The sequence below is a fragment of the Paracoccus sp. 228 genome (assembly GCF_000967825.1).
GTDB classification, from domain to species: Bacteria; Pseudomonadota; Alphaproteobacteria; order Rhodobacterales; family Rhodobacteraceae; genus Paracoccus; species Paracoccus marcusii.
This window is the reverse complement of the sequence record NZ_JYGY01000002.1, coordinates 738,507-763,594: the sequence shown is the minus strand read 5'-3', so window position 1 is coordinate 763,594 and position 25,088 is coordinate 738,507. Positions and strand designations below refer to the sequence as shown.

The window sequence follows — 25,088 nt, the reverse complement described above, 5'->3', positions numbered from 1 at the left end:
CTCAGTTCATCTGACAGTTGGCGGCGTAATTGTCCTGATAGTCGTCGAAGATCTTCTCGACGACCGAGGTGGCGAACTTGCCGTCCTCGCGCTGCACGACCGTGGTCAGGTAGAAGTCCTGGATCGGGAAGTGGTTGGGACCAAAGCTGAAATCGCCGCGGACCGAGGTGAAGGGCGCCCCCTCCAGCGCCGCGATCAGCGCGTCGCGGTCGGTTCCGCCCGCCTCGCGCAGCGCGCCGTCGATCAGGCGGGCCGCGTCATAGCCCTGCATGGCATAGACGCCGGGCACATGGCCGTATTTCGCCTCGTAGGCCGCGACGAAGGCGGCGTTTTCCGGCGTGTCCAGATCGGGCGCCCAGTTCGACCCGGCGAAGAAGCCCAGGGCCGCCTCGGCCTGCGCGGGCAGCGTCGCCTCATCCACGGTGAAGGCCGACAGGAAGGGGATGCCCTCCAGCCCGGCCTGGCGATACTGGCGCACCAGGTTCACGCCCATGCCGCCCGGCATGAAGGCAAAGACCGCATCGGGCTGCATCGCGGCGATCTGGGCCAGTTCGGCGGAATAGTCCAGCTGGCCCATCTGGGTGAAGATCTCTCCGGCGACGCCGCCGGTATAGCTCTTCTTGAAACCCGCCAGCGCATCCTGCCCGGCCTGATAGTTCGGGGCCAGCAGGAAGACGTTCTGGAACCCCTGCGCCTGCGCATGGGCGCCCATCACCTCGTGCATCTGGTCGTTCTGATAGGAGGTCGCGAAGAAGGCCTTGTTGCATTCCGCTCCGGCCAGGTTCGACGGACCTGCATTCGGGCTGATCAGGATGCCGCCGCCCTGGGTCACCGGCTGCACGATGGCGCCCGCGACGTTCGAGAAGATCGGCCCGACCACGATGTCCGCGCCGTTCCGTTCGACCAGTTCGCGGGCCTTGTTGGCGGCGACGTCGGGTTTCTGTTCGTCATCGACCACGATGATCTCGGTCGGGATGCCGCCCAGATCGCCGATCTCCTCTGCTGCCAGCAGGAAGCCGTCGCGCGCCATCTCTCCCAGAACGGCGCCGGGGCCGGAAAGCGTCAGCAGCACGCCCACGGTCAGCGTGTCGTCCTGCGCCATGGCCGGGGCGGCCAGGGCGGTCGTTGCGGCAAGCGCCGCGATCAGCGAACGGGTCTGGGTCATGGTGCGGTCTTTCCCTGTTGGCGGGGACCGCGTTGGTCGCGGCCCGGTTCGGATGCCTTGACACCAGAACGCAACAGGCGGGCGCGACCTGTCAAGAAATTATTTCAGGCTTAAAACATTTCGCCAAAAAAAGGGGCCGCGCCCCGCGCGACCCCGATCCGATGGCCCTGCGGCGATCAGAAACCGAAGGAGAAGCGGCGCGTCACGCCGAGGCGCAGCGAGGGTTGGTATTCGTCCTGGACCACCGGCGAATCGGCAGCGTCGCCGATCAGCTTGCCATAGCGCACCTCGCCCAGCAGGGCGGTCGTGTCGTTGATGGCATAGCGCGCCTCGAAGGTGATCGCGGCCTCGTTCAGACCGCCGCCGGGGGCGCTGGCGGGCAGGCCGCTGGTCACGCTTTCGGCGGGCGTCACGCCGAAATAAGTGTTGTTGAAGTCGTCATTGCCATAGACGACCTCGGCCCCGGACCACAGGGTCACGCGGTCGCTCAGCTCGGTGCGGTACTTCGCGCCGACCTCTCCGGTGATGCCCTCATGGCCCTCGAACCCGCGGCGCACGCTGCCATAGGCCGTCACCGGCCCCGCGCCATAGCTGACCCGCAGGCCCAGCTCATAGGCGCGGTCGATGTCGTCCAGCCCCGTCAGAGCCGCGTCGTCGCTGCTTTCACGCTTGCCCACGGTGCCAAAGGACGGCGCGATCGAGAATCCCTGCGCAGGGGCCGTACCGACCGGACCGAAGCCCGCGTCGCGCCAGATGATCCACGGCGCGACTTCGGCATCGTCGGCACCGGGATAGGCCGGGCGCAGGGCCGCACCGACGCCCAGATCGACCGAGAACGTGCGCCCCCCGGTTGCCCCGAAATCCTGCGCATGGGCGGGAACGGCGAACAGGACGGCAAGGGCCAAGGCATATTTCATGGGGGCGATTCCGCGCAAAAAGGGCTTTCCGGGTATCTATGGCCGTCCCCCGCAAGGCACAACCTGTCCGCTTCTCATCCTGGGCCATGCGCCGCATTTTCGCAACAGCGCGATGATCACCCCGCCGTCAGCCCTTTTCGGCCGCGTCCAGCTTTTCCAGCGCGGCCATCCACAGCTCCTCGGCGAAGGCCAGGGCGCGCACGGCCTCGGCCCGCTTCTTGCCCCATTTCTCGGCCTCGTAGGGATCGTTGTAGAGGCCCGGATCGGCCAGCTTGACGTCCAGCTTTCCCATCATCTCGGTCAGCTTCTGGACCCGCTCCTCGGACTTGCGCACGTCCGACCGCAGGGCCAGCACCGCATCGCGGTTCGGCTTTTTCGGGGCGGCGGGCTTTGGCGCCTCGGGAGTCTTCTCGCCGGACTTCTCGGCGGGCGCGTCGCCAGACAGCAGGAACTTGCGGTAATCATCCAGATCGCCCTCGTAGGGGGCGACAGCGCCGTCCTTGACCAGCCACAGCCGGTCCGCGACCAGTCCCAGCAGGTGCATGTCGTGGCTGACCAGCACGACCGCGCCGGTGTAATCGTTCAGCGCCTCGGACAGGGCCTCGCGGCTTTCGATGTCCAGGTGGTTGGTCGGTTCGTCCAGGATCAGCAGATGCGGCGCGTCGATCGTGGCCAGCAGCAGCGACAGGCGCGCCTTCTGGCCGCCGGACAGGGCGCGGACCTTGGTCTCGACCTGCGCCTCCATCAGGCCGAAACCGGCAAGGCGGGCGCGCTGGCGCGCCTGCGCCTCGTTCGGGCGCACGGCGCGGATGTGGTCCAGCGGCGTGTCGTCCAGCGACAGCTCGTCGACCTGGTGCTGGGCGAAATAGCCGACGCGCAGCTTGTTCGACTGCACCACCTTGCCGGCCATCGGCGTCAGGCGCCCGGCCAGCAGCTTGGACAGCGTCGACTTGCCCTGGCCGTTGCGGCCCAGCAGCGCGATGCGGTCGTCCTGATCGATGCGCAGCCCCAGGCGCGACAGCACGGTGCGGTCGCCATAGCCGACATTGACCCCCTCCATCGCGACGATGGGGGGCGACAGCTCCTCGGGCTGAGGAAAGCTGAAACGGAAGAACTTGGCCTCTTCGGGCGCGGTGATCGGCTCCATCTTGGCCAGTGCCTTGACGCGGGCCTGGGCCTGGCGGGCCTTGCTGGCCTTGGCACCAAAGCGGTCGACGAAGCTTTGCAGATGGGCGCGGCGTTCGGTCTGCTTCTTGGCCTCGGCGGCCTGCAATGCACGCTTTTCGGCGCGGATGCGGGTGAAGCTGTCATAGCCGCCGGTATACAGCGTCAGCTTCTTGTCCTCGACATGCAGGATATGGCCGACGGCGCGGTTCAGCAGGCCGCGGTCGTGGCTGATGATGATGACCGTGTGCGGATAGCGGGCCAGATAGGTTTCCAGCCACAGCGCGCCTTCCAGGTCCAGATAGTTGGTCGGTTCGTCCAGAAGCAGCAGGTCGGGCTGCGCGAACAGCACCCCCGCCAGCGCCACGCGCATCCGCCAGCCGCCGCTGAAGTCGCTGGTCGGTCGCTGCTGGTCTGTGGTGTCGAAGCCCAGCCCGTCCAGGATCGTCGCGGCGCGAGCCTCGGCCGACCAAGCGTCGATGTCGGTCAGGCGGGTCTGGATGTCCGCGATGCGGTGCGCGTCCGTCGCGGTCAGCGATTCCGCCATCAGGGCGGTGCGTTCCTGGTCTGCCTCCAGGACGGTCTCCAGCACGGACAACGCGGTCGCGGCCGATTCCTGGGCCACGCCGCCGATGCGGGCGCGCGTCGGCAGGCTGATGGCGCCGCCGTCCAGGCCCAGTTCGCCGCGGATCAGCTTGAACAGCGTCGTCTTGCCCGCGCCGTTCGGACCCACAAGGCCGACCTTGTGCCCTTCGGGCACGGATGCCGAGGCGCCGGCGAACAGCGGGCGGCCCTGGATGGAATAGGAGATGTCATCGATGTGCAGCATCCGCGCGGCATGGCCCATCGGGGGCGGGTCGTCAATGGGGCGGGCAAGGCAGGCTGCAGGATTGTCATCAGTAATGTTATACTATAACTAATTTGACCAGCCACAGCACCGAGGACCTGCCATGACCCACGATCCCCGCCTGCCCGTCACCGTCCTGTCCGGCTTTCTGGGCGCCGGCAAGACGACCCTGCTGAACGCCGTCCTGAACAATCGCGACGGGCTGCGCGTCGCCGTCATCGTCAACGACATGTCCGAGGTGAACATCGACGCCGACCTGGTCCGCGCCGAGGGCGGCATGTCGCAGACCCAGGAGACCCTGGTCGAGATGTCGAACGGCTGCATCTGCTGCACGCTGCGCGAGGACCTGCTGCTGGAGGTGCGCCGTCTGGCCCAGGCGGGGCGGTTCGACTACCTGCTGATCGAATCGACCGGCATCAGCGAACCCCTGCCCGTCGCCACCACCTTCGAGTTCGCGGATGACAGCGGCGCCAGCCTGTCCGACGTGGCGCGGCTGGACACGATGGTGACGGTGGTCGATGCGGTGAACCTGACGGCCGACTTCTCCAGCCACGATTTCCTGTCCGACCGCGGAGAGGTGATGGGCGACGCCGATGCGCGCACGCTGGTCGATCTGCTGACCGACCAGATGGAATTCGCCGACGTGATCGTGCTGAACAAATGCAGCGATGCCGGTCCCGCCCGCGTGGATGCGGCGTGCAAGATCATCCGCGCGCTGAACGCCGACGCGCGCATCATCGAGACGGATCACAGCCGCGTCGCGCCCCGCGACATCCTGAACACCGGCCTGTTTGATTTCGACCGTGCCCATACCCATCCGATGTGGGCGAAGGAGCTGTATGGCCATGCCGACCACACCCCCGAGACCGAGGAATACGGCGTCGCCAGCTTCGTCTATCGCGCCCGCCAGCCGTTCGAGCCGCGCAAGATCCACGAGCTGCTGAACGGCCCCCTGCCCGGCGTGATCCGCGCCAAGGGGCATTTCTGGGTCGCCACGCGGCCCGACTGGGTGGCCGAATTCTCTCTGGCGGGGGCGCTGTCCTCGGTCCGGCCCCTGGGGCAGTGGTGGGCCTCGGTCCCGCGCGACCGCTGGCCGACCCACCCCGAGGGGCGCGCCTATCTGGACGCGCATTGGTCCGACCCCTTCGGCGACCGGCGGCAGGAGCTGGTCTTCATCGGCACCGGCATGGACGAGGACCGCATCCGCGCCCGCCTGGACGCCTGCCTTCTGGGCGAGGAATGGGGCGACAACCCGGCCGGCTGGACCGCCCTGCCCGACCCCTTCCCCGCCTGGCGCCGCGCGGCGGATGTCGCGGCATGAACCAGCGCGTCGCCCTGCGCCCGACCCCCGCCCCCGCGACGGCGATGAACAGCGGCCACGATCCGCGCGTGCTGGGGACCATCGCGCTGCCCGGCGTCGCGGTCGCGCTGTGGCAGCGGATCACCGATCCTGCATGGCAGGCCTGGCTGGACGCGTTGCCGCCGGACCGGTTGCCGCGTCTGCGCCAGACCCTGCGCCCGCAGGACGCCGCGACGGCCCTGCGCCATGCCTGCGACGCGGCCGCGCTGGCGGATTGCGATCACCGCACGGCGCTGATCGACCAGATCGCCGAGTTGGCGCAGCACGCGGCGCTTTCCCTGGGCGCGTTGATGGTCACCTTGCGGGTCGAGGTCACGGATGGCCAGTCCTGTCCGAAATGGCATCTGGATGCAGTGCGCGCACGGCTGCTTTGCACGCTGCGCGGGGCGGGCACGCAGTTCGGTCCCGTCAGTGGTCCGGCCCAGGTCGACCGCATCCAGCAGATGCCCACGGGCACCGCCGCACTGTTCCGCGGCCGGACTTGGGGGGTCCAGCCGACGGGCATCCTGCACCGGTCGCCGCCCGCCATCCCCGGCCAGACGCGGCTGCTGGTGGTGGTCGATTCGGTGGAGGAGGCCGCATCGTGCTGATGCGCCGCTCTGCCAATCTGGGCCGGACCGCGCAGCGCCAGCGGCGGCGCACGCGCGACCCCATGGCGGCCTTCGACGCACTGCCTGCGCCGCTGCGCGCCTGGCTGAGCCGCGCCGCCCTCCCCTGGTCGCCCGCATCCTGCCTGCGGATCTGGCAGCGACAGCGGGCGCGGGGGGCCACGATCGATCAGATCCTGGCCGCCCTGGACCGGGCCGAGGCGCGGGCGCTGGCCCGCGAGGTTCCCGCCGAACGGGCCGCTTGACGCGGAGTCATCCTGTCACCGCCCGCGCGCCGGCACTGGCAACGGCAGGGGGCAATGCCTAGGTCAGCTGCAACGAACAGGACCGAAAGGATATCTTATGCGCAGCGTCACCCATGACCGCTTCGGCGAACCCGCCGATGTGCTGCAGTCGACCGACACCGACCGTCCCGCCCCGCAGGACGGCGAGCTGCTGGTCCGCGTGCTTTTGTCGCCCATCCACAATCACGACCTGTGGACCATCCGCGGCAATTACGGCGTGCGTCCCGACCTGCCCGCCACCGCCGGCAGCGAGGCCGTGGGCATCGTCGAGGAGACCGGCCCCGGCGTCGACCCCGCCCTGAAGGGCCGCCGCGTCGCCGTCGCGGGCCTCAAGGGGTCCTGGGCCGAATACGCCGTGGCCCAGGCCGCCGGCGCCATCCCCGTCCCCGACGAGATGCCAGACGCGGCCGCGGCCCAGCTGATCGCCATGCCCTTCAGCGCCATCACGCTGCTGGAATTCCTGCACGTGTCGCGCGGTGACTGGGTGATCCAGACCGCCGCCAACGGCGCGGTGGGCAAGATCATGGCCGTGCTGGCGCAGTCGCGCGGCGTGCGCCTGCTGAACCTGGTCCGCCGCCCCGAAGCGGTCGAGGAGCTGACCGCGATGGGCATGACCGACGTCATCTCGACCAGCGACCCGGACTGGGTGGCCAAGGCGCGCGCGATCGTGGGCAAGGACGGCGCCCGCGCGGCGGTCGATTCCGTGGGCGGCGCGGTCGCGGCCGGGCTGGTCGACCTGCTGGGGACCGAGGGGCTGCTGGTCACCTTCGGTTCGACCACCGGAGAGGACCTGCAGCTGCCTGCCGGGCCGATCATCTTCAAGCACCTGTCCGTCAAGGGCTTCTGGGGTGCCAAGGTGATGCCCGCCACCCCGGCAGAGGATCGCCAGCGCATGTTCGGCGAACTGATCGGGCTGGTCATGGACGGCAAGCTGGACTTGACCGCGGGCGGCACCTTCGGGCTGGACGAACCGACCCAGGCCGTGACCGCCGCCCTGACGCCGGGCCGCACCGGCAAGGTGATGTTCCGGCCCTGACCAAGGGGGTGACCCGTTGCCGGGTCAGCCCGCCCCCGTCTCGCGCAGGTAATGGCGCACCGCATCGGCGACATGCCGGAACCGGTCCCCGCCCAGATGCTTGCCGCCGTACCAGCGCGTGACGATGACCACATGATCCTGCAGGCCGGCGCGCTCCAGCATCTGCAGGATCAGCTGCCCCGCGCCGCTTTCCCCATCATCATCCTTGACGCCCTCGTCGCCCAGGATGGCGGCCCAGCTGTGATGGGTGGCCTTTTGGAACCGCTTGACCCGCGTCAGCTCGGCCAGCATCGCGGCGACCGCCGCCCGGTCGGCGGCCGGCCCGCCCGACACCGCATAGCGCGACCCTCGATCGCTGATGATCTTGTCGAATACCTGCATCAGCGCCGCCGCACATACAGCTCCAGCCGGTGATGGACGATGTCATATCCCATCTCGGCGGCGATCTCGGCCTGCAGCCGCTCGATCCGTTCGTTGGTGAACTCCATGACCTCGCCGCTGTCCACGTCGATCATGTGGTCGTGGTGGCGCTGATCGGCGGCCTCCCAGCGGGCGGGCTCTCCTTGGAATTCCAGCTTCTCGATCACGCCCTGCGCCTGCAGCGTCGTCAGCGTGCGATAGACCGTGGCCAGCGACACCCCCGCCCCGGCGGTGACCGCCCGGGCATGCAGCTCGGCCGCGTCCGGATGATCGTCGGCCGCGGCGATCACCTGCAGCAGCGCCGCGCGCTGACGCGTGACGCGGACCCCCGCATCCCGCAACGCCTGCTCCAACCTGTCCGCACGTCGTCTGGTCATGCGCGCATTCTGCCGCAGCCGGGGTCCAGTTGCAACTGGTTCTCAACTGTTGACAGTTGCGAACCGTTCGCAGATAACAGGGGCATTGGAGGATGCGATGTATCGATTCCTAACGCCGTTCCTGTTCCTGATCCCGACCCATGCGACCGCCGACCAGCTGCAGGTCGCCACCAGTTTCACCATCATCGCCGACATGGCCCGCAACGTTGGCGGCCACTTGGCCGAGGTCCGCTCGATCACCCCGCCGGGGGCCGAGATCCACGACTATCAACCCAGCCCGCGCGACATCATCGGCATCGCCGATGCGGACCTGGTGCTGGTCAACGGGCTGAATCTGGACGGATGGGCGCAGCAATACCTGGACCGTGCGGGCGACGTGCCCATCGTCACGGTGACGCAGGGCATCGACCCCCTGCCGATCCGCAGCGGAGATTACGAAGGCAAGCCCAACCCCCATGCCTGGATGGCGCTGGATTCGGCACAGATCTATGTCGACAACATCGCCGCCGCGATGGCCCAGGCCGACCCCGACAACGCCGCCGCCTATGCCGCGAATGCGGACGACTACAAGCAGCAGATCGCCGATGTCGTGGGCCCGCTGCGCGACGCCGCCCGCGCCCTGCCCCAGGATCGTCGCTATCTGGTCACCTCCGAAGGCGCCTTCAGCTATCTGGCCCGCGATTTCGGCCTGACCGAGATGTATCTCTGGCCCATCAACGCCGAAGGCCAGGGCACGCCCCAGCAGGTCCGCGCCCTGATCGACCGAATGCGCGAAACGGGCGCCCCGGTGATCTTCTCCGAAAGCACCATCTCGGACCGTCCCGCCCGCAGCATCGCGGCCGAGACCGGGGCCGACTATGGCGGCGTCCTCTATGTGGACAGCCTGTCGGAGACGGACGGGCCGGTGCCGACCTATCTGGACCTCCTGCGCGTCACGTCGCAGACCATCGTGGACGCGCTGGCCGATGGCTGATCCCCTGGGCATCGAGGTGGCCGACCTGACCGTCGCCTATCGCAACGGCCACCGCGCCCTGGCGCAAGCCAGCTTCACCGTGCCGCAGGGCTCGGTCACCGCGCTGGTGGGCGTGAACGGCGCGGGAAAATCGACGCTGTTCAAGGCGCTGATGGACCTGCTGCCCCACGCCACGGGTCAGGTGCGCATCCTGGGCCTGACCGTGCGCCAGGCCCTGTCGCGCAACCTGGTCGCCTATGTCCCACAGGCGGAGGAGGTCGACTGGACCTTCCCCGTGCTGGTGCGCGACGTGGTGATGATGGGCCGCTACGGCCATATGGGCTTCCTGCGCCGCGCCCGCCCTGCCGACCGACAGGCGGTGACCGACGCACTGGCCCGCGTCGGACTGACCGATTACGCCACCCGCCAGATCGGCGAACTGTCCGGCGGCCAGAAGAAGCGCGTCTTCCTGGCACGCGCGCTGGCGCAGGAGGCGCGGGTGATCCTGCTGGACGAACCCTTCACCGGCGTCGACGTGCAGACCGAACAGACGATCATCACGCTTCTGCGCCAGATGCGCGACGAAGGCAGGGTGATGCTGGTCTCGACCCATGACCTGGGCTCGGTCCCCGAATATTGCGACCGCGTTGTGCTGGTCAAAGGCACGGTGCTAGCCTTCGGCCCGACCGAGACGACCTTCACACCCGCCAACCTGCGCCAGGCCTTTGGCGGCACGCTGCGCCACTTCATGCTGGGCGGCACCGACCTGCATGACGACGCCGACGCGCGCAACGTGGACGTCTTCACCGACGACGAACGCCCGCTGATCTTCTACGACGACCGTCACCGGACAGGGGGCGGCGCATGAGCGTTTCTCCTTTGCCCCAATACCCTGCGGGGGTGCGGGGGTGCAAAACCCCCGCGCGCGACGCCCGATGATCGAGCTGGCCCTGACCCCCTTCACCTATGGCTACATGACGACCGCGATCTGGGTCTCGGCCCTGATCGGCGGCGTCTGCGCGTTCCTGTCAGCCTATCTGATGCTCAAGGGCTGGAGCCTGATCGGCGACGCGCTGTCCCATTCCATCGTGCCGGGCGTGGCGGGGGCCTATATGCTGGGCCTGCCCTTCGCGCTTGGCGCGTTCCTGTCGGGAGGGCTTGCAGCGCTGACCATGCTGTTCCTGAACACCCGCACGGGGCTGAAACAGGACGCGATCATCGGGCTGATCTTCACGGGCTTCTTCGGCATCGGGCTGTTCATGGTGTCTCTGAACCCGGTCGCGGTGGACCTTCAGGCGATCACCATGGGCAACATCCTGGCCATCGCGCCGGGCGACGTGATCCAACTGGTGCTGATCTCGGGCGTCTCGCTGGCGATCCTTTTGATGAAGTGGCGCGACCTGATGGTGGTCTTCTTCGATGAGGTCCACGCCCGCACCATCGGCCTGCATCCGAACCGCATGAAGGCGCTGTTCTTCACCCTGCTGGCGGCCTCGACCGTGGCGGCGATGCAGACCGTCGGCGCCTTCCTGGTCATCGCCCTGGTGGTGACGCCGGGGGCCACGGCCTATCTGCTGACCGACCGCTTTCCGCGGCTGATCGTAATCTCGGTCGTGATCGGCACGACGACCTCGGCAATCGGCGCCTATGCCAGCTTCTTCCTGGATGGGGCCACGGGCGGTATCATCGTGACGCTGCAGACGCTGATCTTCCTGGCGGCCTTCGTCTTCGCCCCCACACACGGGCTGTGCGCCACGCGCCGCCGCGCCCGCGATGCCGTCAGGGCGCAGCCGTGAACGCGCTGATCCTGCCCTTCACCTTTCCCGTCATGGCGGACGCGGCGCTGATCGCGGTGATCGTCGCGGTCCCCGCCGCGCTGCTGTCCTGCTTCCTGGTCCTCAAGAGCTGGGCGCTGATGGGCGACGGGATCAGCCACGCGGTCCTGCCAGGCATCGTGCTGGCCTATGCCCTGGGCCTGCCCCTGCTGGTCGGGGCCTTCGCGGCGGGCATGGTCTGCGCGCTGTCCTCGGGCTGGCTGGACGCCAACAGCCGCATCAAGTCCGACACCGCGCTTGGCGTCGTCATGGCGGGCATGTTCGCGGTCGGGCTGATCCTCTTCACGGTCTTTCCGCCCGGCGTGCATCTGGACCATATCCTGTTCGGCAACATCCTGGGCATCGGGCCGGGCGATTTCGCCCAGGCCCTGCCCATCGCCGCCGCCGTGACGCTGGCGCTCCTGCTGAAATGGCGGGACTTCGCGCTGCTGGCCTTCGATCCGGTGCAGGCGCGGGTGTCGGGGCTGCGGGTGGGCTGGCTGCATTACGGGATGCTGGCGATGATCGCGGCCTCGGTCGTGGCGATGCTGTCGGCGGTTGGGATCATCCTGGCCGTGGGGCTGCTGATCGCGCCCGGCGCCATCGCCTTCCTGCTGACCCGCCGGCTGGCCGTGATGATGGCGCTGGCCACAGTCATCGCGGTCGCGGCCAGCCTGGCAGGCATCTGGGCCAGCTTCTGGCTGGACAGCGCGCCCGCCCCCACGATCATCGTGATCCTGACCGCGGTCTTCGTTCTGGCCTTTGCCTGGCGGCAGATGGCGCCGCGCGCGTGAACGGCGGCGCCTGACCCCTTTCCCGCCCCGCGCGGACATGCCAGCATGGTTGCGCCATCAGGAGGATCCCCCATGCTGCCGCCCCGCACCGACTTTCCCGCAGGTTTCACCTTCGGCGCCGCCACCTCGGCCTATCAGATCGAGGGCACGGCCGGCGCGGGCCCGTCGCATTGGGACACCTTTGCCGCCACGCCCGGCAACATCATGGATGACAGCGACGGCAGTCGCGCCTGCGATCACCTGCGGCTGTGGCCGCAGGACCTGGACCTGATCCGCGACGCAGGATTTGACGGCTACCGCTTTTCGACCTCCTGGGCGCGGGTGATGCCGGACGGGGTGACGGTGAACCCCGATGGTCTGGATTTCTACGACAAGCTGGTCGACGGCATGCTGGAACGCGGCCTGAAACCCTTCCTGACCTATCACCACTGGGACCTGCCCGCGGCGCTGTCGTCGCAGGGCGGCTGGCAGAACCGCGACATCGCGCAGCGTTTCGCGGACCTGTGCACCACGATCAACGCCCGCATCGGGGACCGCGTGGCATCGGCCGCCACCCTGAACGAGCCGTGGTGCATCGCCTGGCTGTCGCATTTCCTCGGCCACCACGCCCCCGGCCTGCGTGACATCCGTGCCGCCAGCCGCGCCATGCACCATGTCCTGCTGGCACATGGCACCGCGATGCAGGCGCTGCGCGCCGATGGCGCCACGAACCTGGGCATCGTGCTGAACTTCGAGACCAGCCACCCCGCCGACAACTCCGCCGAGGCGGAACAGGCGGAACAGGCGGCAGAGACGCAGGACGCAATCTATAACCAGTGGTTCATCCGCGCGCTGATGGGCCAGGGATACCCGGACGCCGCGCTGGCCGGGATCGGGCCGCATCTGCCAGACCGCTGGCAGGATGACATGGACCTGATCGCGCAGCCGCTGGACTGGCTGGGGGTCAACTACTACACCCGGCGCCTGTACACCCTGAACGACGGGCTGTGGCCCCACGCCTCCGAGGTGCCCGGCCCCCTGCCCAAGACCCAGATGGACTGGGAGATCCGCCCCGAGGGCCTGACCGAATTCCTGACCCGCCTGGCGCGCGACCACACCGGCAACCTGCCGCTGTATGTCACCGAGAACGGCATGGCCTCCGAGGTGCCGACCGACGATCAGGCCCGCATCCGGTTCATCGGCGATCACCTGCGCGCGACCAAGGCGGCGATGGATCAGGGCGTGGACGTGCGCGGGTTCTTCTACTGGTCGCTGCTGGACAATTACGAATGGGGCTGGGGATACGGCCCGCGCTTCGGCCTGGTCCATGTGGACTATGACACGATGGTGCGGACCCCCAAGGCCAGCTGGCACGCGTTCCGCGAAATGCTGACCTAACGCGCCAGGATCATCCCCGCCGCCTTGTCCGCGATCATCGTGACCGGTGCATGGGTGTTGCCCGACACGATTGCGGGCATCACCCCGGCATCGGCGATGCGCAGGCCCGACAGCCCGTGCACGCGCAGCTGCGCATCGACCACGGCCATCGGGTCCGACCCCATCCGCGTCGTGCCGACCGGGTGGAAGATGGTCGTGCCGACCTCTCCCGCCGCCTGCGCCAGATCGGCATCGCTTTGCAGATGCGCGCCCGGCTTGTGCTCCTCGGGCGCGAACTCGGCCATGCGGGCGGTCGCCATCAGGCGGCGCGCATGGCGCAGGCTGTCGATGGCCACCTGTCGGTCGCCCTCGGTCGTCAGATAGCGCGGGGCGATGGCGGGCGCCGTCCGGGGATCGGGCGCGGTGATGTGCACGGACCCCGTGCTTTCGGGCCGCAGATTGCAGACCGACACCGTCAGCCCCGAAAAATCGTCCAGCGGGTCGCCGAACTTGCCCAGGGACAACGGCTGCACGTGATATTCGATGTTGGGCGTGTCGAACGCATCGGACGATTTCGCGAATATCCCCAGCTGGCTGGGCGCCATCGCCATCGGCCCCGTCCGACGCAATGCGTATTCCAGCGCGATGCCGGCCTTGCCCCAGATCGTCCGCGCCCGGTCGTTCAGCGTCCGCGCGCCGCGGATGCGGAACACGGTGCGCAGCTGCAGGTGATCCTGCAGGTTCTCGCCCACCCCCGGCAGGGCATGGACCGGCGCGATGCCCAGGGCCGCCAGGCGGTCCGGCTGACCGATGCCCGACAGCTCCAGCAACGCGGGCGAATTGATCGCGCCCGCGGCCAGGATCACCTCGCCCCGCGCGCGCGCCAGCCGGCGCTGGCCGTGCTGGTCGAACAGGACGCCCGTGACGCGGCGGCCGTCCATCTGCAGGCGCAGGACCTGGGCATCCGTCTCGATCCGCAGGTTGGGGCGGCCGCGGGCGGGGTTCAGGAAGGCCTTCCTTGCGTTCCAGCGGATGCCCTTGCGCTGCGTGACCGGAAAATAGCCGACGCCTAGGTTGTCGCCGCGGTTGAAGTCCGGGTTGGCGGGCAGGCCCAGCTCCTGCGCGGCCTGGGCCACCGCGTCCAGGATCGGCCAGCGCAGCCGCTGCTGTTCGACCCGCAATTCGCCCTGGTCGCCGTGGATGTCGCAGGCCGGTTCGTAATGGCGCTCCGTCGCGCGGAAATGCGGCAGCACGTCGGACCAGGACCAGCCCGCGTTGCCCATCTGCCGCCAGCGGTCGTAATCGGCCGCCTGCCCGCGCATGTAGATCATGCCGTTGATCGACGAACACCCGCCCAGAACGCGCCCGCGCGGATAGTTCAGGCGCCGCCCGTTCAGACCGGGTTCCGGTTCTGTCTGATAGCACCAGTCCAGCGTCGGGTTGCCCATCGCATAGAGATAGCCCACCGGCACATGCACCCAGAAGCGGTTGTCATCCCCCCCCGCCTCCAGCAGCAGGACCCGGTTCGCGGGATCGGCCGACAGCCGGTTCGCCAGCACGCACCCGCCCGAGCCCGCGCCCACGATGATATAGTCGTAATCCCCGAAATCCTGCATGCCGATCCTCCGTCCCGGTGGCGACGCTAGTGGCACGGCCGCGCGGGGACAAGCGGTCGCGGTTGCGGGCGGGGGCCGGGCGCGGTATCTGCTGGGGGCCTTTGGTGCCACGGGAAGGACCGTCATGATCGTCATCGCAGCCGTCATCATCGGTGCCATCCTGGGCTGGCGTCGCGCCGGCCAGCTGGGCGGCACGCGCGCCGACCGCATCCAGTATGCGGTGGCCTTTGCGCTTGGCCTGGCCATGATCGGCGTGGTCGCCACGATCATCGTTCATCGGATGAGCTGATGTTCCTGCCCTTCCTGGACAATCTGCGCAGGCACGGGGTTCCCGTCTCGCTGCGGGAATGGCTGGATCTGATGGAGGGCATGGGCGCCGGCCTGGACGGCATGACGGTCGAGGGGTTCCACGGCCTGGCCCGGCTGGTGCTGGTCAAGGACGAACGCCATATCGACCGCTTCGACCGCGCGTTCTCGGACACGTTCTCGGGGCTTGAACAGGTCGATGTCGGCGACCTGCTGGACCCCCGCGCCCTGCCCGAAGGGTGGCTGGAGAAGCTGGCTGAAAAGCTGCTGTCGGACGACGAAAAGGCGCAGGTCCAGGGCCTGGGCAGCCTGCAGGCGCTGATGGACACGCTGCGCAAGCGGCTGGCCGAGCAGCAGGGGCGCCATCAGGGCGGCAACAAGTGGGTCGGCACCGCGGGCACCTCGCCCTTTGGTGCCTATGGCTACAACCCCGAAGGCGTGCGCATCGGCCAGGACGGCAGCCGCCACCGCCGCGCCGTCAAGGTCTGGGACAAGCGCGAGTTCCGCGACTTCGACGACACCGCCGAACTGGGCACCCGCAACATCAAGGTCGCGCTGAAGCGGTTGCGCCAATGGGCCCGCCACGGCGCCGCGGACGAGCTGGACCTGCCCGGCACGATCCGCGCCACCGCCGATCACGGCTATATCGACGTGCAGACGCGGCCCGAACGGCGCAACGCGGTCAAGGTGTTGCTGTTCCTGGACGTGGGCGGCAGCATGGATGACCATATCCGCGTCGTGGACGAGCTGTTCAGCGCCACCCGCGCCGAATTCAAGCACATGCAGCATTTCTATTTCCACAACTGCCTGTACGAAGGCGTCTGGACCGACAACCGCCGCCGGTGGGACACGCAGACGCCCACCTGGGACGTGCTGCACCGCTATGGCCGCGACTACAAATGCATCGTGGTGGGGGACGCGTCGATGTCGCCCTACGAGATCGCGGTACCGGGCGGGGCCAACGAACACTGGAATCCCGAATCCGGGCAGGTCTGGCTGCAGCGCCTTGCCGGGGCCTGGCCCGACCATGTCTGGCTGAACCCCGTCCCCGAGGCGCATTGGGGATACACCCAGTCCATCGGCATGGTGCAGCAGGTCTTTCCCGACCGGATGCTGCCCCTGACGCTGGACGGGCTGACGCGCGCCATGCGGGTGCTGGGATGATCGCCCAGCTGACGGCCCTGCTGCCGGTCTGGGGGCCGTGGCTGGTGGGGGCGATGGCGTTTTTGTCCTGCATGATGGTCCCGGTGCCGACCTCGGCGGTGCTGGTGGCGGCGGGGGCGCTGACGGGGACCGGGCACCTGGACCTGGGGCTGATCTGGGTGGGGGCGGTCCTGGGCGCCAGCGCAGGCGACGCGGCGGCGTTCCTGCTGGCGCGCCGGATGCGGCCGTGGCTGATGCGCGGCAGGCGGGGGGCGATCCTGGCGCGGGCGCAGGCGCTGATCGCCCGGCGCGGCGCGGGAGCGGTGTTCCTGTCGCGCTGGCTGGTTACGCCGCTTGGTCCGGCCACCAATTACGTCGCGGGGGCCGCGGGGCTGTCGCTGGCGCGGTTCATGGCCGCCTCGGTCCCCGGAGAGGCGATCTGGGCCGCGCTGCATCTGGGCGCAGGGCGTCTGGCCGGGCGCGGCTTTCGCGGGGACGAGGCCGCGGCGCTCAAGGCGCTGGCGGCGGCCGCGGTGCTCGCTGCGGCAATCTGGGCGGGGCGCAGGCTCTGGCATCGCCGGTCCGGCGCCGCCATATAAGAACCATGATGCGTTACCTGCCCTTCATCCTGCTGGCGCTGTATCTGGTCGCGATGTGGTTCTTTTCCGCATGGCGCATGCGGCAGGAGCTGAACCAGAAGGCCACGCCACTGACCCATCCGCGCCTGACGCCCATGCTGGACCGGCTTGGCCGCGCGATGGACCTGCCCCCGATCCGCGCCCATGTCTATGAGATCGAGCCGGTGAACGGCCTTGCCGCCTCCGACGGGCGCATCTTCCTGACCCGCGGCTTTCTGCGCAAGCTGGACGCCGAAGAGGTCACGCCCGAGGAACTGGCCAGCGTCATCGCGCACGAACTGGGCCATGTCAGCCTGGGCCATTCGCGCCGCCGGATGATCGATTTCGCGGGCCAGAACGCGATCCGCATGGCGCTGGCGGGGGTGTTGGGGCGCATCCTGCCGGGCATCGGCGCCTGGATCGCCAACCTGATCGCGACCGCCGTCGCCGCCCGCCTGTCGCGCCAGGACGAGTTCGAGGCCGACCGCTTCGCCAGCGCCCTGATGATCAAGGCGGGCCTTGGCACCGCCCCGCAGAAATCGCTGTTCCGCAAGCTGGACCGCCTGACCGGCAGCGGCGGCGCAGGCGCCCCCGCATGGTTCCTGTCCCACCCCCCCGCCGCCCGCCGCATCGCCGCGATCGAGGCGCACGAGGCGCGCTGGCGCGGCTGACCGGGTCTTGCCGCGGCGGCATTTCCACCTAAGGTGGTGCCGGACAGTCAAGGGCCCCCATGACCGCACCGTTCCGCCGCCACATCCTGTACCTGCCGGGTTTCGACCCCATCCCGCCGCGCCGCTATCGCGAGCTGTATCGGCGCGAGGCCGCGGATCAGGCGCGGATTTCAGGCCACCGGCTGCGCATCACCAAGGCGCAGGCGCAGGGCTTTGCCTGGGCCGTCCACGGCCGGGTCGAGGGTCGCGACACCACCACCGTGATCGAGGTCGCGCTGTGGTCCGACATCGTGCAGGCCTCGATGCGGCAGGGCATCGCGGGGACGTTCGCACAGCTGGCGCGGACGTCCTGGACCTATATCGCGACGGGCACCCTGTCGCGGCTGATGCGTCTGCGGCGCGGGCCGGTCATCGCGGCGCTTTATCCCATCGCAGTGCTGCTGGCACAGCTGGCGCTGGCTTTGCTGGCTGGGGGGCTGGCGGCGTGGCTGGTCGGCGGCTGGCCGGGCCTGCCTGTGGGGCTGGCGGTGGCCTGGGGCGTGCTGGTCCTGGGGCGGCGGCTGGATCATCGGCTGTTCGCCTATTACCTGATGCACGATTACGCCTTCACCGCGCGCCATCGCGGCGCCTATCCCCCCGCGCTGGAGGACCGGCTGGCCCAGTTCCGCGCCCGCCTGACGGCGATCCTGGACGACGGACCGGACGAGGTGCTGGTCGTCGGCCATTCCTCAGGCGCCTATCTGGCGGTGTCGCTGATGGCCGATCTGCTGCGCGAACGTGCCGACCCCGGCCCGGCGCTGTCGCTGCTGACGCTTGGGCACGTGGTGCCAATGGCGGCGTTCCTGCCCGATGCAGGGCGACTGCGCGACGATCTGGGCTGGCTTGCGCGCAGCGACGGGTTGTTCTGGCTGGACGTGACGGCGCCGGGCGATGCCTGCTGTTTCGCGCTGTGCGATCCGGTGGCGGTCTGCGGACAGGCCGGCCCGGACCAGCGCTGGCCGCTGGTGATTTCGGCGGCGTTCACGCACACGCTGTCGCCGGACCGGCAGGCCGCGTTGAAGAACCGATGGTTCAAGCTGCATTTCCAGTATCTGTGCGCCTTTGATCGGCCGGGCGATTACGACTATTTCGCGATCACCGCCGGGCCGCAGACGCTGGCGCAGCGGTTCGCCGGGCGCAAGCCGTCGCCGGGGCGGATCACCCGGCCCGTGGGCGCGCGGTGACGCCCCGCCCCCAAGGCGCAGAGGGGCGCGGGACGCTGCGCGGGCTGATCCGCGGGTTCAGGCGCGACCTGCTGGGCGCGCTGCCGGAACGCCTGTACGGCGCGTGGATGGCGGAATTCCGCAGTCCGGTCATCCACAGCTTCTTCTGCAACGACCCGGCGCTGATCGGGCTGATCCTGCAGGATCGGCCGGGCGATTTTCCGAAATCGAACCGCATGCGCGAGGGTCTGGCGCCGTTGTTGGGCAACGGCGTCTTCATCGCGAACGGCGCGGATTGGGCGCGCCAGCGGCGCATCATTGACCCGGCCTTTGACGGCGGTCGCCTGCGCGACAGCTTTCCCGCCGTGCTGGCCGCCGCACGCGCGGCCAGCCAGCGGCTGGCGCCGGGGGTGCAGGACATCGAGCCGCAGGCCGCCCATGCCGCCGCCGACGTGATCTTTCGCACGCTGTTCTCGATGCCCGTCGAACACCGCATTGCGTCCGACGTGTTCGAGGCGTTCCGCGACCATCAGGCCGCTCAACCCCTGGTGAACCTAGCGGCCCTGCTGCCCCTGCCCGCCTGGATGCCGCGGCCCCATTCGCGCCGCACCCGCGCCACCGCCGCGCGCATTCGCGGGCTGATCGGCGATCTGGTGCGCGAACGTCGCCGGGCCATCGCGGCGGGCACGGCGCCCGACGATCTGGCCACGCGGATCATGACCACTCCCGACCCCGAGACCGGCACGCCCTTCTCGGAGGCCGAGATGATCGACCAGGTCGCGGTCATGTTCCTGGCCGGGCATGAGACCAGCGCCTCGGTCCTGGCCTGGGCGCTGTGGTTGCTGGCCGCCCATCCCGACTGGCAGGAGCGCGTGGCGGCGGAGGCCGCGACCCTCGACGATTTCGCCAGCGTCGGCGGGCTGCGCGCCACGCGTGCCGTGTTCCGCGAGGCGCTGCGCCTGTATCCGGCCGTCGCGATGTTCGTGCGCGAGGCCACCGCCCCAGAGACGTTCCGCGAGCGGCCCGTGCCGCGCGGGGCAAAGCTGGTCATCTCTCCGTGGCATATGCACCGGCACAACCGGCTGTGGGACCGGCCCGACGATTTCGACCCCGCCCGGTGGGACACGCCGGAGGGCAAGGCCAGCGCCCGCGCGGCCTTCCTGCCGTTCTCGGCCGGGCCGCGCGCCTGCCCCGGCGCGGGGCTGGCGATGATTGAGGGGGTGGTGATGCTGGCCGCAATCACCGCGCGGTGGCGGCTGGAGGTGACCGACCGCCAGCCGATGCCGATCGCGCGGCTGACGATCCGGGCGCGCGACGGGATCTGGGTCAGGCTGACGCCGCGCTAAGGCGCCGCGCGCCTCAGCGGAACAGCACCAGCGATCCGGGCGACCAGGCCAACCGGGTCCGCGTCCCGACCTCCTGCACGTCGCGGCCGAAGACGTTGCGCATCGAAATGCGGACCGTGCGCGACTTGCCGTCGCCCCGCGCCACGCCGTCCAGGCGCAGGTCGTAATAGGTCATGTCGCCGTAATAGACGACCTCGTCGATGGTGGCGTTGGTCTCGCGTGGCTGCGTGTGGGTCGCGCCCGGACCGACCAGGGTCATCGTCTCGGGGCGGAAACCGATCACGGCACCCGCATCGTCGGGATTGGCGCGGCTGACCTGGCGTTCGGGCAGCTCGACCGTACCCAGGCCCGCGACATCGACGGTGACCGTGCCGCCCGCCTCGGACAGGATCGTGGCGGGCAGGAAATTCATCACCCCGATGAAATCCGCGACCCGCCGCGTGGCCGGGCGGGCATACAGCGCCTCGGGGCCGTCCAGCTGCGCGATCTCTCCCTCGAACATCACGGCGATGCGGTCGGACATGACCAGCGCCTCCTCCTGGTCATGGGTGACCAGGACGAAGGTGATGCCGACCTGACGCTGCAGCTTGATCAGCTCGACCTGCATCTGCTCTCGCATCTTGCGGTCCAGCGCGGACAGTGGCTCGTCCAGAAGCAGCACCTTGGGCTTGAGGATCAGCGCGCGGGCCAGTGCCACCCGCTGCCGCTGGCCGCCCGACAGGGCATGCGCGGACCGCGCGCCGTATCCCTTGAGGCCGACCATGGCCAGCGCCTCCTCGACCGCGGCGGCCTTTTCGGCCTTGCTGCGCGGATCGCGGCGCAGGCCGAAGGCCACGTTCTCGGCGACGGTCAGATGCGGGAAGATGGCATAGGACTGGAACACCATGTTGGTGGGCCGCTTGTTCGCGGGCACCTCCTCCATGCGCTTGCCGCCGATCAGGATGGCGCCGTCGCTGATGTCCTCGAAGCCCGCGATGGTGCGCAGAAGCGTGGTCTTGCCGCAGCCCGACGGGCCCAGCAGGGAGAAGAACTCTCCGGCCCGGATGGTCAGGTCGATCCCGCGCAGCGCGTGATAGTCGCCGTAATACTTGTGGACGCCCTGACATTCGATCATCGGCTTGGCTTCGGTCACATCAACCCTCCGGTGGGCTTGCCGCCGATGCGGGCATTGCCCCGGCGGCGGAAATATTCGCCGATCGCCAGAAGGACGATCGACAGGATCACCAGCACCGTGCCCAACGCCATGATGACGGGGATCGCGCGCGGAAAGCGCAGCTGGCTGAAGATGTAGGTGGGCAGCGTCGGTTCGTTCCCCGCCAGGAAGAAGGCAAGGATGAACTCGTCCAGGCTGATGGTGAAGCTGATCAGCAGCGCGCTGATGATGCCCGGCATGACCAGGGGCAGCGTGACCAGACGGAACGCGCCCCACTTGCTCTCGCCCAGGTCATAGGCCGCCTCCTCTAGGCTGCGGTCCAGCGACGAGAAGGCGGTGGTCAGCACCGCGATGGCATAGGGCATGCAGATCAGCGTATGTCCCGCGATGACGGTTATCAGCGACAGCTGCACCCCCATGCCCAGCAGCACGACCAGCAGCGACATGGCCACGATGATCTCGGGCAGGACCATGGGCAGCATGATGAACCCCATCATCCCGCCCTTGCCCGGAAACACGAAGCGGGTCGAGGCGCGCGCCGCGAAGATGCCAAAGCAGGTGGCCAGGATGGACGAGGCCACCGCCACCGTCAGCGAATTGGTCAGCGCCCGGCGCAGCGTCGCGTCGGCCCACATCTGCCGGAACCAGTCGGTCGTCACCCCCTGCAGCGGAAAGGCGATGATCGTCCCCGAGTTGAACGCGAACATCGGCAGCAGGATGATCGGCGCGTACAGGAACAGCAGATAGAAGATGGCATAGGCCTGCAGGCCGCGTCCCTGGCGGTTCATTGGCGCACCTTGAGGAAGCGGCGGTTGAGGAACAGGAAGACCAGGCTGACCACCGCCACGATGGCCATGGCCGTCACCGCCAGCGCCGATCCCAGGGGCCGGTTGTCCAGCGCCAGCATCTGGACCTGGATCAGGTTGGCGATCATCGGGATCTTGCCGCCGCCGATGACCTCGGGCGTGACATAGTCGCCGATGGTGGGGATGAAGACGATCAGCACCGCCGCGATGACGCCCGGCATCGCCAGGGGCAGCGTCACCCGCCAGAAGGTCATCAGCCGGCTTTCGCCCAGATCGCGCCCGGCCTCCAGCAGGGAGCGGTCGATCTTCTCCAGCGCGACGAAGATCGGCAGGATCGCGAAGGGCGCATAGGCATGGGCCAGCGTCAGCACGATCGCGTTGGTGTTGTAGAGAATGAAGGTCAGCGGCTCGTCGATGATGCCAAGCCCCGTCAGGGACGAGTTGATGACGCCGTTGTATCCCAGGATCACCTTCCACAGGAACACCCGGATCAGATAGCTGGTCCAGAAAGGGATCGTGATCAGGAACAGCCACATGGCCTTCTTTTCGGGCCGCACGCAGAAGCTGACGTAATAGGCGACCGGAAAGGCCATCACCACGGTCGCCAGCGTCACGATGGCCGCCACGACCAGCGACCGCAGCATCACCGTCCGCACGATCGGGTCGGTCAGCACCTGGGTGTAATTGTCCAGCGTGAAGTCGCGGATGATCTCAAGATAGCCGTCGGTCAGGAAGCTGTAGGCCAGGATGGTCAGCAGCGGCGCCGCCAGGATCACCAGCGCATACAGGAACGGCGGCGCGATCAGCGACAGCCCGGCCCGTGCCTGGTCGTCGAACTTGGCCTTTGCCATGGCGATCCCCTTCCGTCCGCCCCGCCGGGCCTTTCGCAATTGCTGTCACAGGCCGCGCGCAAGGAAAAGAGGTTTCTGGCCCGCCTAGCGCCACCAATGCCCGGTCAGCGCCAGCCGCGCCAGCGATGCGCGCCGCTGAAACGGCGTGATCGCGGTGGTGGCCTCGAACGGATCGGTGCGCCCGGCCATGATCTCGGACAGCAGGCGCGGCACGCGGGGGCCGGGATACAGCGCAGCCGCCGCCCGGCGCGGCAGCTTGCGGTGCATCCGTGCGGCCATGCGCAGCCCGTCGCGCGCCTGTTCCGCCAAGGCCCGCGCGTCTTCGGGGCGGGCCGGTTCCAGCCCCAGCCGGACTGCCTGCAATTGCGGCAGCGCGCGCAGCCACGCGGCCAGACCGGCACCGCGGGCCTGATGGGCCACGATCTCTCGCGTGCCTTCGGGCGCGCCGCAGCGGCGCGCGGCGGTCCACATCAGCGCGCCCGCCGTCGCATCGACATAGGCCAGCACCGCCTGCGGCCCGTCAAAGGGCTGGCGTTCGCAATCCCTGCGCCGGGCCTCTGCCAAGGGCGACAGGGCACCTGCATCGGTCCCCCAGGCCTCCCACAGGGGCGTCAGCACGTCGTGCAGCGGGGGCGCGGTGCCCTGCCCCATCTCGTCCAGGCGGTCGATCCACCATTGCAGCCGCATCTCGGCCAGCATCGGCTCGGCCGACTGGAACGGCGCGCGGGCGATCTCCAGGTTCAGCGCATAGAGCGTGACCAGCGCCGAACGGTCCGCCGCGTCGGCCACCAGCACCGCGCCGAACCGGTCGGGGTCATGCTGGCGCAGCGCCTCGGTGCAGGCCTCCAGGGTCATGTGCCGTGGGTCCGCGCCAGATCGGCCAGTCGTGCCGGATCGAACCCCGCGGCCAGCGACCATTCGGGCCCCTTGGCCGTGTCCTTGACCTCGACGCCCGCCGCCGCGAACCCGTCGCGGATCGCATCCGCGCGGGCGAAATCACGGGCCTGGCGCGCCGCCAGTCGCGCCGCCAGCAACGCCTCGATCTGGCCCGCCGCACCGGCATCGGCCTGGGTCCAATCGCCCATGCCCGGCAGCAGCAGGCCCAGCATCCGGGCCGATGCCAACAGCGTCTCCGCGTCCCCCCGACCCGCCAGGTCGTGCAACGCGGCGATGGCACCCGCAGCGTTCAGGTCATCGGCAAGCGCCTCGATCAGCGCGGGTGCCGGGCTTGTTGCGGGTTCGATGCCGGCAACAAGCCCATGCCACCGCCGAAGCACCGCTTCGGCCTCCTGCGCCTTGGCCTCGGTCCAATCCATCGGCTTGCGGTAATGCGTAGACAGCATGACGAAGCGGATCACCTCGCCGGGCACGCCCCGGTCCAGCAGGTCGCGCACGGTGAAGAAGTTGCCCAGGGACTTGGACATCTTCTTGCCTTCGACCTGCAGCATCTCGTTGTGCAGCCAGACATTGGCGAAACCCGCGCCGGGATGGGCGCAGCAACTCTGCGCGATCTCGTTCTCGTGGTGCGGGAACTGCAGGTCGATGCCGCCGCCATGGATGTCGAAATGCGGCCCCAAGAGCGCCGCCGACATGGCCGAACATTCGATGTGCCAACCCGGACGCCCCCGGCCCCAGGGGCTGTCCCAGCCCGGCAGGTCGTCCGAGGACGGCTTCCACAGCACGAAATCCATCGGGTCGCGCTTGAAGGGCGCCACCTCGACCCGCGCGCCCGCGATCATGTCGTCGACCGAACGGCCCGACAGCGTGCCGTAGTCGGGAAAGGACCGCACGTCGAACAGCACATGCCCCTCGGCCTCATAGGCATGGCCCTTGGCGATCAGGTCGGCGGTCATCGCGATCATCTGGCCGACATAGGCGGTCGCCCGCGGCTCGTGGTCCGGACGAGCCGCGCCAAGCGCGTCCATGTCGGCGTGATACCAGCCGATCGTCTCCTCGGTCCGCTCGGCGATCAGCGCCTCCAGGGACAGGTCGGACCCGGCCGCACGGCGGCGCTGCGCCTCGGCGTTGATCTTGTCGTCGACATCGGTGAAATTGCGCACATAGGTGACCGCACGGTCGCCGTATTCATGCCGCAGCAGCCGCACCAGCAGGTCGAACACCAGGACCGGCCGGGCATTGCCCAGATGGGCGCGGTCATAGACGGTGGGTCCACACAGATACAGACGCACGTTGGCCGGGTCGATGGGGACGAACTCCTCCTTGCGGCGGGTGCGGGTGTTGGTCAGCCTGATCTGCGTCATGATGCGGCCCTTTTGGCAAGCG

The 25,088-nt window shown here is 68.9% G+C and carries 26 protein-coding genes; 15 read left to right on the top strand and 11 right to left on the bottom strand.

What is annotated here, in order from left to right:
- Nucleotide 1: 1 nt before the first annotated feature.
- The 3 genes from SY26_RS09100 to SY26_RS09090 form a co-directional block, all read right to left on the bottom strand.
- Nucleotides 2-1,165 (bottom strand): ABC transporter substrate-binding protein, encoded by a 1,164-nt coding sequence (locus tag SY26_RS09100; RefSeq protein ID WP_046000169.1) that lies wholly within the window; start codon nt 1,163-1,165, stop codon nt 2-4.
- Nucleotides 1,166-1,341: 176 nt separating this feature from the next.
- Nucleotides 1,342-2,082: a MipA/OmpV family protein gene (locus SY26_RS09095; RefSeq protein WP_046000168.1), complete on the bottom strand. Its 741-nt coding sequence runs from the start codon at nt 2,080-2,082 to the stop codon at nt 1,342-1,344.
- A gap of 127 nt (nt 2,083-2,209) precedes the next feature.
- Complete coding sequence (locus SY26_RS09090; RefSeq protein ID WP_046000362.1) at nt 2,210-4,075, bottom strand: ABC-F family ATP-binding cassette domain-containing protein; 1,866 nt, start codon at nt 4,073-4,075, stop codon at nt 2,210-2,212.
- A gap of 121 nt (nt 4,076-4,196) precedes the next feature.
- Here SY26_RS09090 and SY26_RS09085 point away from each other — a divergent pair, with 121 nt between their 5' ends.
- The 4 genes from SY26_RS09085 to SY26_RS09070 all read left to right on the top strand — a co-directional run bounded on the left by SY26_RS09085 (nt 4,197) and on the right by SY26_RS09070 (nt 7,381).
- On the top strand, nt 4,197-5,414 hold the full coding sequence (locus tag SY26_RS09085; RefSeq protein WP_046000167.1) for a GTP-binding protein: 1,218 nt from the start codon (nt 4,197-4,199) through the stop codon (nt 5,412-5,414).
- The gene (locus SY26_RS09080) at nt 5,411-6,043 is read left to right on the top strand and encodes a DUF1826 domain-containing protein (protein ID WP_052715204.1); all 633 of its coding nucleotides are present in this window, start codon (nt 5,411-5,413) and stop codon (nt 6,041-6,043) included. The genes SY26_RS09085 and SY26_RS09080 overlap by 4 nt, the downstream gene beginning before the upstream one ends.
- On the top strand, nt 6,043-6,306 hold the full coding sequence (locus tag SY26_RS09075) for a DUF6525 family protein (protein ID WP_046000360.1): 264 nt from the start codon (nt 6,043-6,045) through the stop codon (nt 6,304-6,306). The genes SY26_RS09080 and SY26_RS09075 overlap by 1 nt, the downstream gene beginning before the upstream one ends.
- A gap of 97 nt (nt 6,307-6,403) precedes the next feature.
- Nucleotides 6,404-7,381 (top strand): zinc-binding dehydrogenase, encoded by a 978-nt coding sequence (locus tag SY26_RS09070; RefSeq protein ID WP_046000166.1) that lies wholly within the window; start codon nt 6,404-6,406, stop codon nt 7,379-7,381.
- Between the two features lie 24 nt (nt 7,382-7,405).
- Here the strand turns inward: SY26_RS09070 and SY26_RS09065 are convergent, their stop codons facing one another.
- Entirely contained in the window at nt 7,406-7,762 is a 357-nt protein-coding gene (locus SY26_RS09065; protein ID WP_046000165.1) for a YigZ family protein, read from the bottom strand.
- Entirely contained in the window at nt 7,762-8,178 is a 417-nt protein-coding gene (locus tag SY26_RS09060; protein ID WP_046000164.1) for a Fur family transcriptional regulator, read from the bottom strand. Before SY26_RS09060 ends, SY26_RS09065 begins: the two co-directional genes overlap by 1 nt.
- Before the next feature lie 97 nt (nt 8,179-8,275).
- On the opposite strand from SY26_RS09060, the gene SY26_RS09055 reads away from it, so the two are divergent.
- From SY26_RS09055 to SY26_RS09035, 5 genes are all read left to right on the top strand, one after another.
- Nucleotides 8,276-9,151 (top strand): metal ABC transporter solute-binding protein, Zn/Mn family, encoded by an 876-nt coding sequence (locus SY26_RS09055; RefSeq protein ID WP_046000163.1) that lies wholly within the window; start codon nt 8,276-8,278, stop codon nt 9,149-9,151.
- Nucleotides 9,144-9,998, top strand: coding sequence for a manganese/iron ABC transporter ATP-binding protein (locus SY26_RS09050; protein WP_046000162.1), 855 nt, complete (start codon nt 9,144-9,146; stop codon nt 9,996-9,998). Before SY26_RS09055 ends, SY26_RS09050 begins: the two co-directional genes overlap by 8 nt.
- Before the next feature lie 67 nt (nt 9,999-10,065).
- Entirely contained in the window at nt 10,066-10,926 is an 861-nt protein-coding gene (locus SY26_RS09045; protein WP_046000161.1) for a metal ABC transporter permease, read from the top strand.
- Nucleotides 10,923-11,738: a metal ABC transporter permease gene (locus SY26_RS09040; RefSeq protein ID WP_369799418.1), complete on the top strand. Its 816-nt coding sequence runs from the start codon at nt 10,923-10,925 to the stop codon at nt 11,736-11,738. Before SY26_RS09045 ends, SY26_RS09040 begins: the two co-directional genes overlap by 4 nt.
- 72 nt (nt 11,739-11,810) lie before the next feature.
- Entirely contained in the window at nt 11,811-13,115 is a 1,305-nt protein-coding gene (locus tag SY26_RS09035; RefSeq protein WP_046000160.1) for a GH1 family beta-glucosidase, read from the top strand.
- Here the strand turns inward: SY26_RS09035 and SY26_RS09030 are convergent.
- Nucleotides 13,112-14,710, bottom strand: coding sequence for a GMC family oxidoreductase (locus SY26_RS09030; RefSeq protein ID WP_046000159.1), 1,599 nt, complete (start codon nt 14,708-14,710; stop codon nt 13,112-13,114). The two genes, SY26_RS09035 and SY26_RS09030, sit on opposite strands and share 4 nt — an antisense overlap.
- A gap of 124 nt (nt 14,711-14,834) precedes the next feature.
- On the opposite strand from SY26_RS09030, the gene SY26_RS21600 reads away from it, so the two are divergent.
- From SY26_RS21600 to SY26_RS09005, 6 genes are read left to right on the top strand one after another with little or no spacing between them, the layout of a single operon-like run.
- Nucleotides 14,835-14,999, top strand: a complete 165-nt coding sequence (locus tag SY26_RS21600; RefSeq protein WP_164871398.1) for a hypothetical protein — start codon at nt 14,835-14,837, stop codon at nt 14,997-14,999.
- Nucleotides 14,999-16,180, top strand: coding sequence for a VWA domain-containing protein (locus SY26_RS09025; RefSeq protein WP_046000158.1), 1,182 nt, complete (start codon nt 14,999-15,001; stop codon nt 16,178-16,180). Before SY26_RS21600 ends, SY26_RS09025 begins: the two co-directional genes overlap by 1 nt.
- A complete protein-coding gene (locus SY26_RS19910) occupies nt 16,177-16,758 on the top strand; it encodes a DedA family protein (protein ID WP_052715203.1) in 582 nt (193 codons plus the stop codon). Before SY26_RS09025 ends, SY26_RS19910 begins: the two co-directional genes overlap by 4 nt.
- A gap of 5 nt (nt 16,759-16,763) precedes the next feature.
- On the top strand, nt 16,764-17,447 hold the full coding sequence (locus SY26_RS09015) for a M48 family metallopeptidase (protein WP_046000157.1): 684 nt from the start codon (nt 16,764-16,766) through the stop codon (nt 17,445-17,447).
- 59 nt (nt 17,448-17,506) lie between these two features.
- Nucleotides 17,507-18,670 (top strand): hypothetical protein, encoded by a 1,164-nt coding sequence (locus tag SY26_RS09010; protein ID WP_046000156.1) that lies wholly within the window; start codon nt 17,507-17,509, stop codon nt 18,668-18,670.
- Complete coding sequence (locus tag SY26_RS09005; RefSeq protein ID WP_046000155.1) at nt 18,667-19,995, top strand: cytochrome P450; 1,329 nt, start codon at nt 18,667-18,669, stop codon at nt 19,993-19,995. The genes SY26_RS09010 and SY26_RS09005 overlap by 4 nt, the downstream gene beginning before the upstream one ends.
- A 13-nt stretch (nt 19,996-20,008) precedes the next feature.
- On the opposite strand, the gene SY26_RS09000 is transcribed toward SY26_RS09005, so the two are convergent.
- The 5 genes from SY26_RS09000 to cysS all read right to left on the bottom strand — a co-directional run bounded on the left by SY26_RS09000 (nt 20,009) and on the right by cysS (nt 25,066).
- On the bottom strand, nt 20,009-21,109 hold the full coding sequence (locus tag SY26_RS09000; protein WP_046000357.1) for an ABC transporter ATP-binding protein: 1,101 nt from the start codon (nt 21,107-21,109) through the stop codon (nt 20,009-20,011).
- Between the two features lie 14 nt (nt 21,110-21,123).
- Complete coding sequence (locus tag SY26_RS08995; RefSeq protein WP_046000154.1) at nt 21,124-21,936, bottom strand: ABC transporter permease; 813 nt, start codon at nt 21,934-21,936, stop codon at nt 21,124-21,126.
- The gene (locus SY26_RS08990) at nt 21,933-22,805 is read right to left on the bottom strand and encodes an ABC transporter permease (protein ID WP_046000153.1); all 873 of its coding nucleotides are present in this window, start codon (nt 22,803-22,805) and stop codon (nt 21,933-21,935) included. The genes SY26_RS08995 and SY26_RS08990 overlap by 4 nt, the downstream gene beginning before the upstream one ends.
- Nucleotides 22,806-22,889: 84 nt before the next feature.
- Nucleotides 22,890-23,660 (bottom strand): squalene/phytoene synthase family protein, encoded by a 771-nt coding sequence (locus SY26_RS08985; protein ID WP_046000152.1) that lies wholly within the window; start codon nt 23,658-23,660, stop codon nt 22,890-22,892.
- Nucleotides 23,657-25,066, bottom strand: a complete 1,410-nt coding sequence (cysS, locus tag SY26_RS08980) for a cysteine--tRNA ligase (RefSeq protein ID WP_046000151.1) — start codon at nt 25,064-25,066, stop codon at nt 23,657-23,659. The genes SY26_RS08985 and cysS overlap by 4 nt, the downstream gene beginning before the upstream one ends.
- Nucleotides 25,067-25,088 lie beyond the last annotated feature (22 nt).

What these genes read in the sequence shown, in the direction of transcription:
- SY26_RS09045 (WP_046000161.1), top strand. Translation starts at nt 10,066, where the DNA reads ATGATCGAGCTGGCCCTGACCCCCTTCACCTATGGCTACATGACGACC.
- SY26_RS09075 (WP_046000360.1), top strand. Translation starts at nt 6,043, where the DNA reads ATGCGCCGCTCTGCCAATCTGGGCCGGACCGCGCAGCGCCAGCGGCGG.
- SY26_RS09065 (WP_046000165.1), bottom strand. Translation starts at nt 7,762, where the DNA reads ATGCAGGTATTCGACAAGATCATCAGCGATCGAGGGTCGCGCTATGCG.
- SY26_RS09000 (WP_046000357.1), bottom strand. Translation starts at nt 21,109, where the DNA reads ATGATCGAATGTCAGGGCGTCCACAAGTATTACGGCGACTATCACGCG.
- SY26_RS21600 (WP_164871398.1), top strand. Translation starts at nt 14,835, where the DNA reads ATGATCGTCATCGCAGCCGTCATCATCGGTGCCATCCTGGGCTGGCGT.
- SY26_RS08990 (WP_046000153.1), bottom strand. Translation starts at nt 22,805, where the DNA reads ATGGCAAAGGCCAAGTTCGACGACCAGGCACGGGCCGGGCTGTCGCTG.
- SY26_RS09085 (WP_046000167.1), top strand. Translation starts at nt 4,197, where the DNA reads ATGACCCACGATCCCCGCCTGCCCGTCACCGTCCTGTCCGGCTTTCTG.
- SY26_RS09090 (WP_046000362.1), bottom strand. Translation starts at nt 4,075, where the DNA reads ATGCTGCACATCGATGACATCTCCTATTCCATCCAGGGCCGCCCGCTG.
- SY26_RS09025 (WP_046000158.1), top strand. Translation starts at nt 14,999, where the DNA reads ATGTTCCTGCCCTTCCTGGACAATCTGCGCAGGCACGGGGTTCCCGTC.
- SY26_RS19910 (WP_052715203.1), top strand. Translation starts at nt 16,177, where the DNA reads ATGATCGCCCAGCTGACGGCCCTGCTGCCGGTCTGGGGGCCGTGGCTG.
- SY26_RS09070 (WP_046000166.1), top strand. Translation starts at nt 6,404, where the DNA reads ATGCGCAGCGTCACCCATGACCGCTTCGGCGAACCCGCCGATGTGCTG.
- cysS (WP_046000151.1), bottom strand. Translation starts at nt 25,066, where the DNA reads ATGACGCAGATCAGGCTGACCAACACCCGCACCCGCCGCAAGGAGGAG.
- SY26_RS09080 (WP_052715204.1), top strand. Translation starts at nt 5,411, where the DNA reads ATGAACCAGCGCGTCGCCCTGCGCCCGACCCCCGCCCCCGCGACGGCG.
- SY26_RS08995 (WP_046000154.1), bottom strand. Translation starts at nt 21,936, where the DNA reads ATGAACCGCCAGGGACGCGGCCTGCAGGCCTATGCCATCTTCTATCTG.
- SY26_RS09015 (WP_046000157.1), top strand. Translation starts at nt 16,764, where the DNA reads ATGATGCGTTACCTGCCCTTCATCCTGCTGGCGCTGTATCTGGTCGCG.
- SY26_RS09050 (WP_046000162.1), top strand. Translation starts at nt 9,144, where the DNA reads ATGGCTGATCCCCTGGGCATCGAGGTGGCCGACCTGACCGTCGCCTAT.
- SY26_RS09030 (WP_046000159.1), bottom strand. Translation starts at nt 14,710, where the DNA reads ATGCAGGATTTCGGGGATTACGACTATATCATCGTGGGCGCGGGCTCG.
- SY26_RS08985 (WP_046000152.1), bottom strand. Translation starts at nt 23,660, where the DNA reads ATGACCCTGGAGGCCTGCACCGAGGCGCTGCGCCAGCATGACCCCGAC.
- SY26_RS09095 (WP_046000168.1), bottom strand. Translation starts at nt 2,082, where the DNA reads ATGAAATATGCCTTGGCCCTTGCCGTCCTGTTCGCCGTTCCCGCCCAT.
- SY26_RS09055 (WP_046000163.1), top strand. Translation starts at nt 8,276, where the DNA reads ATGTATCGATTCCTAACGCCGTTCCTGTTCCTGATCCCGACCCATGCG.
- SY26_RS09060 (WP_046000164.1), bottom strand. Translation starts at nt 8,178, where the DNA reads ATGACCAGACGACGTGCGGACAGGTTGGAGCAGGCGTTGCGGGATGCG.
- SY26_RS09010 (WP_046000156.1), top strand. Translation starts at nt 17,507, where the DNA reads ATGACCGCACCGTTCCGCCGCCACATCCTGTACCTGCCGGGTTTCGAC.
- SY26_RS09100 (WP_046000169.1), bottom strand. Translation starts at nt 1,165, where the DNA reads ATGACCCAGACCCGTTCGCTGATCGCGGCGCTTGCCGCAACGACCGCC.
- SY26_RS09035 (WP_046000160.1), top strand. Translation starts at nt 11,811, where the DNA reads ATGCTGCCGCCCCGCACCGACTTTCCCGCAGGTTTCACCTTCGGCGCC.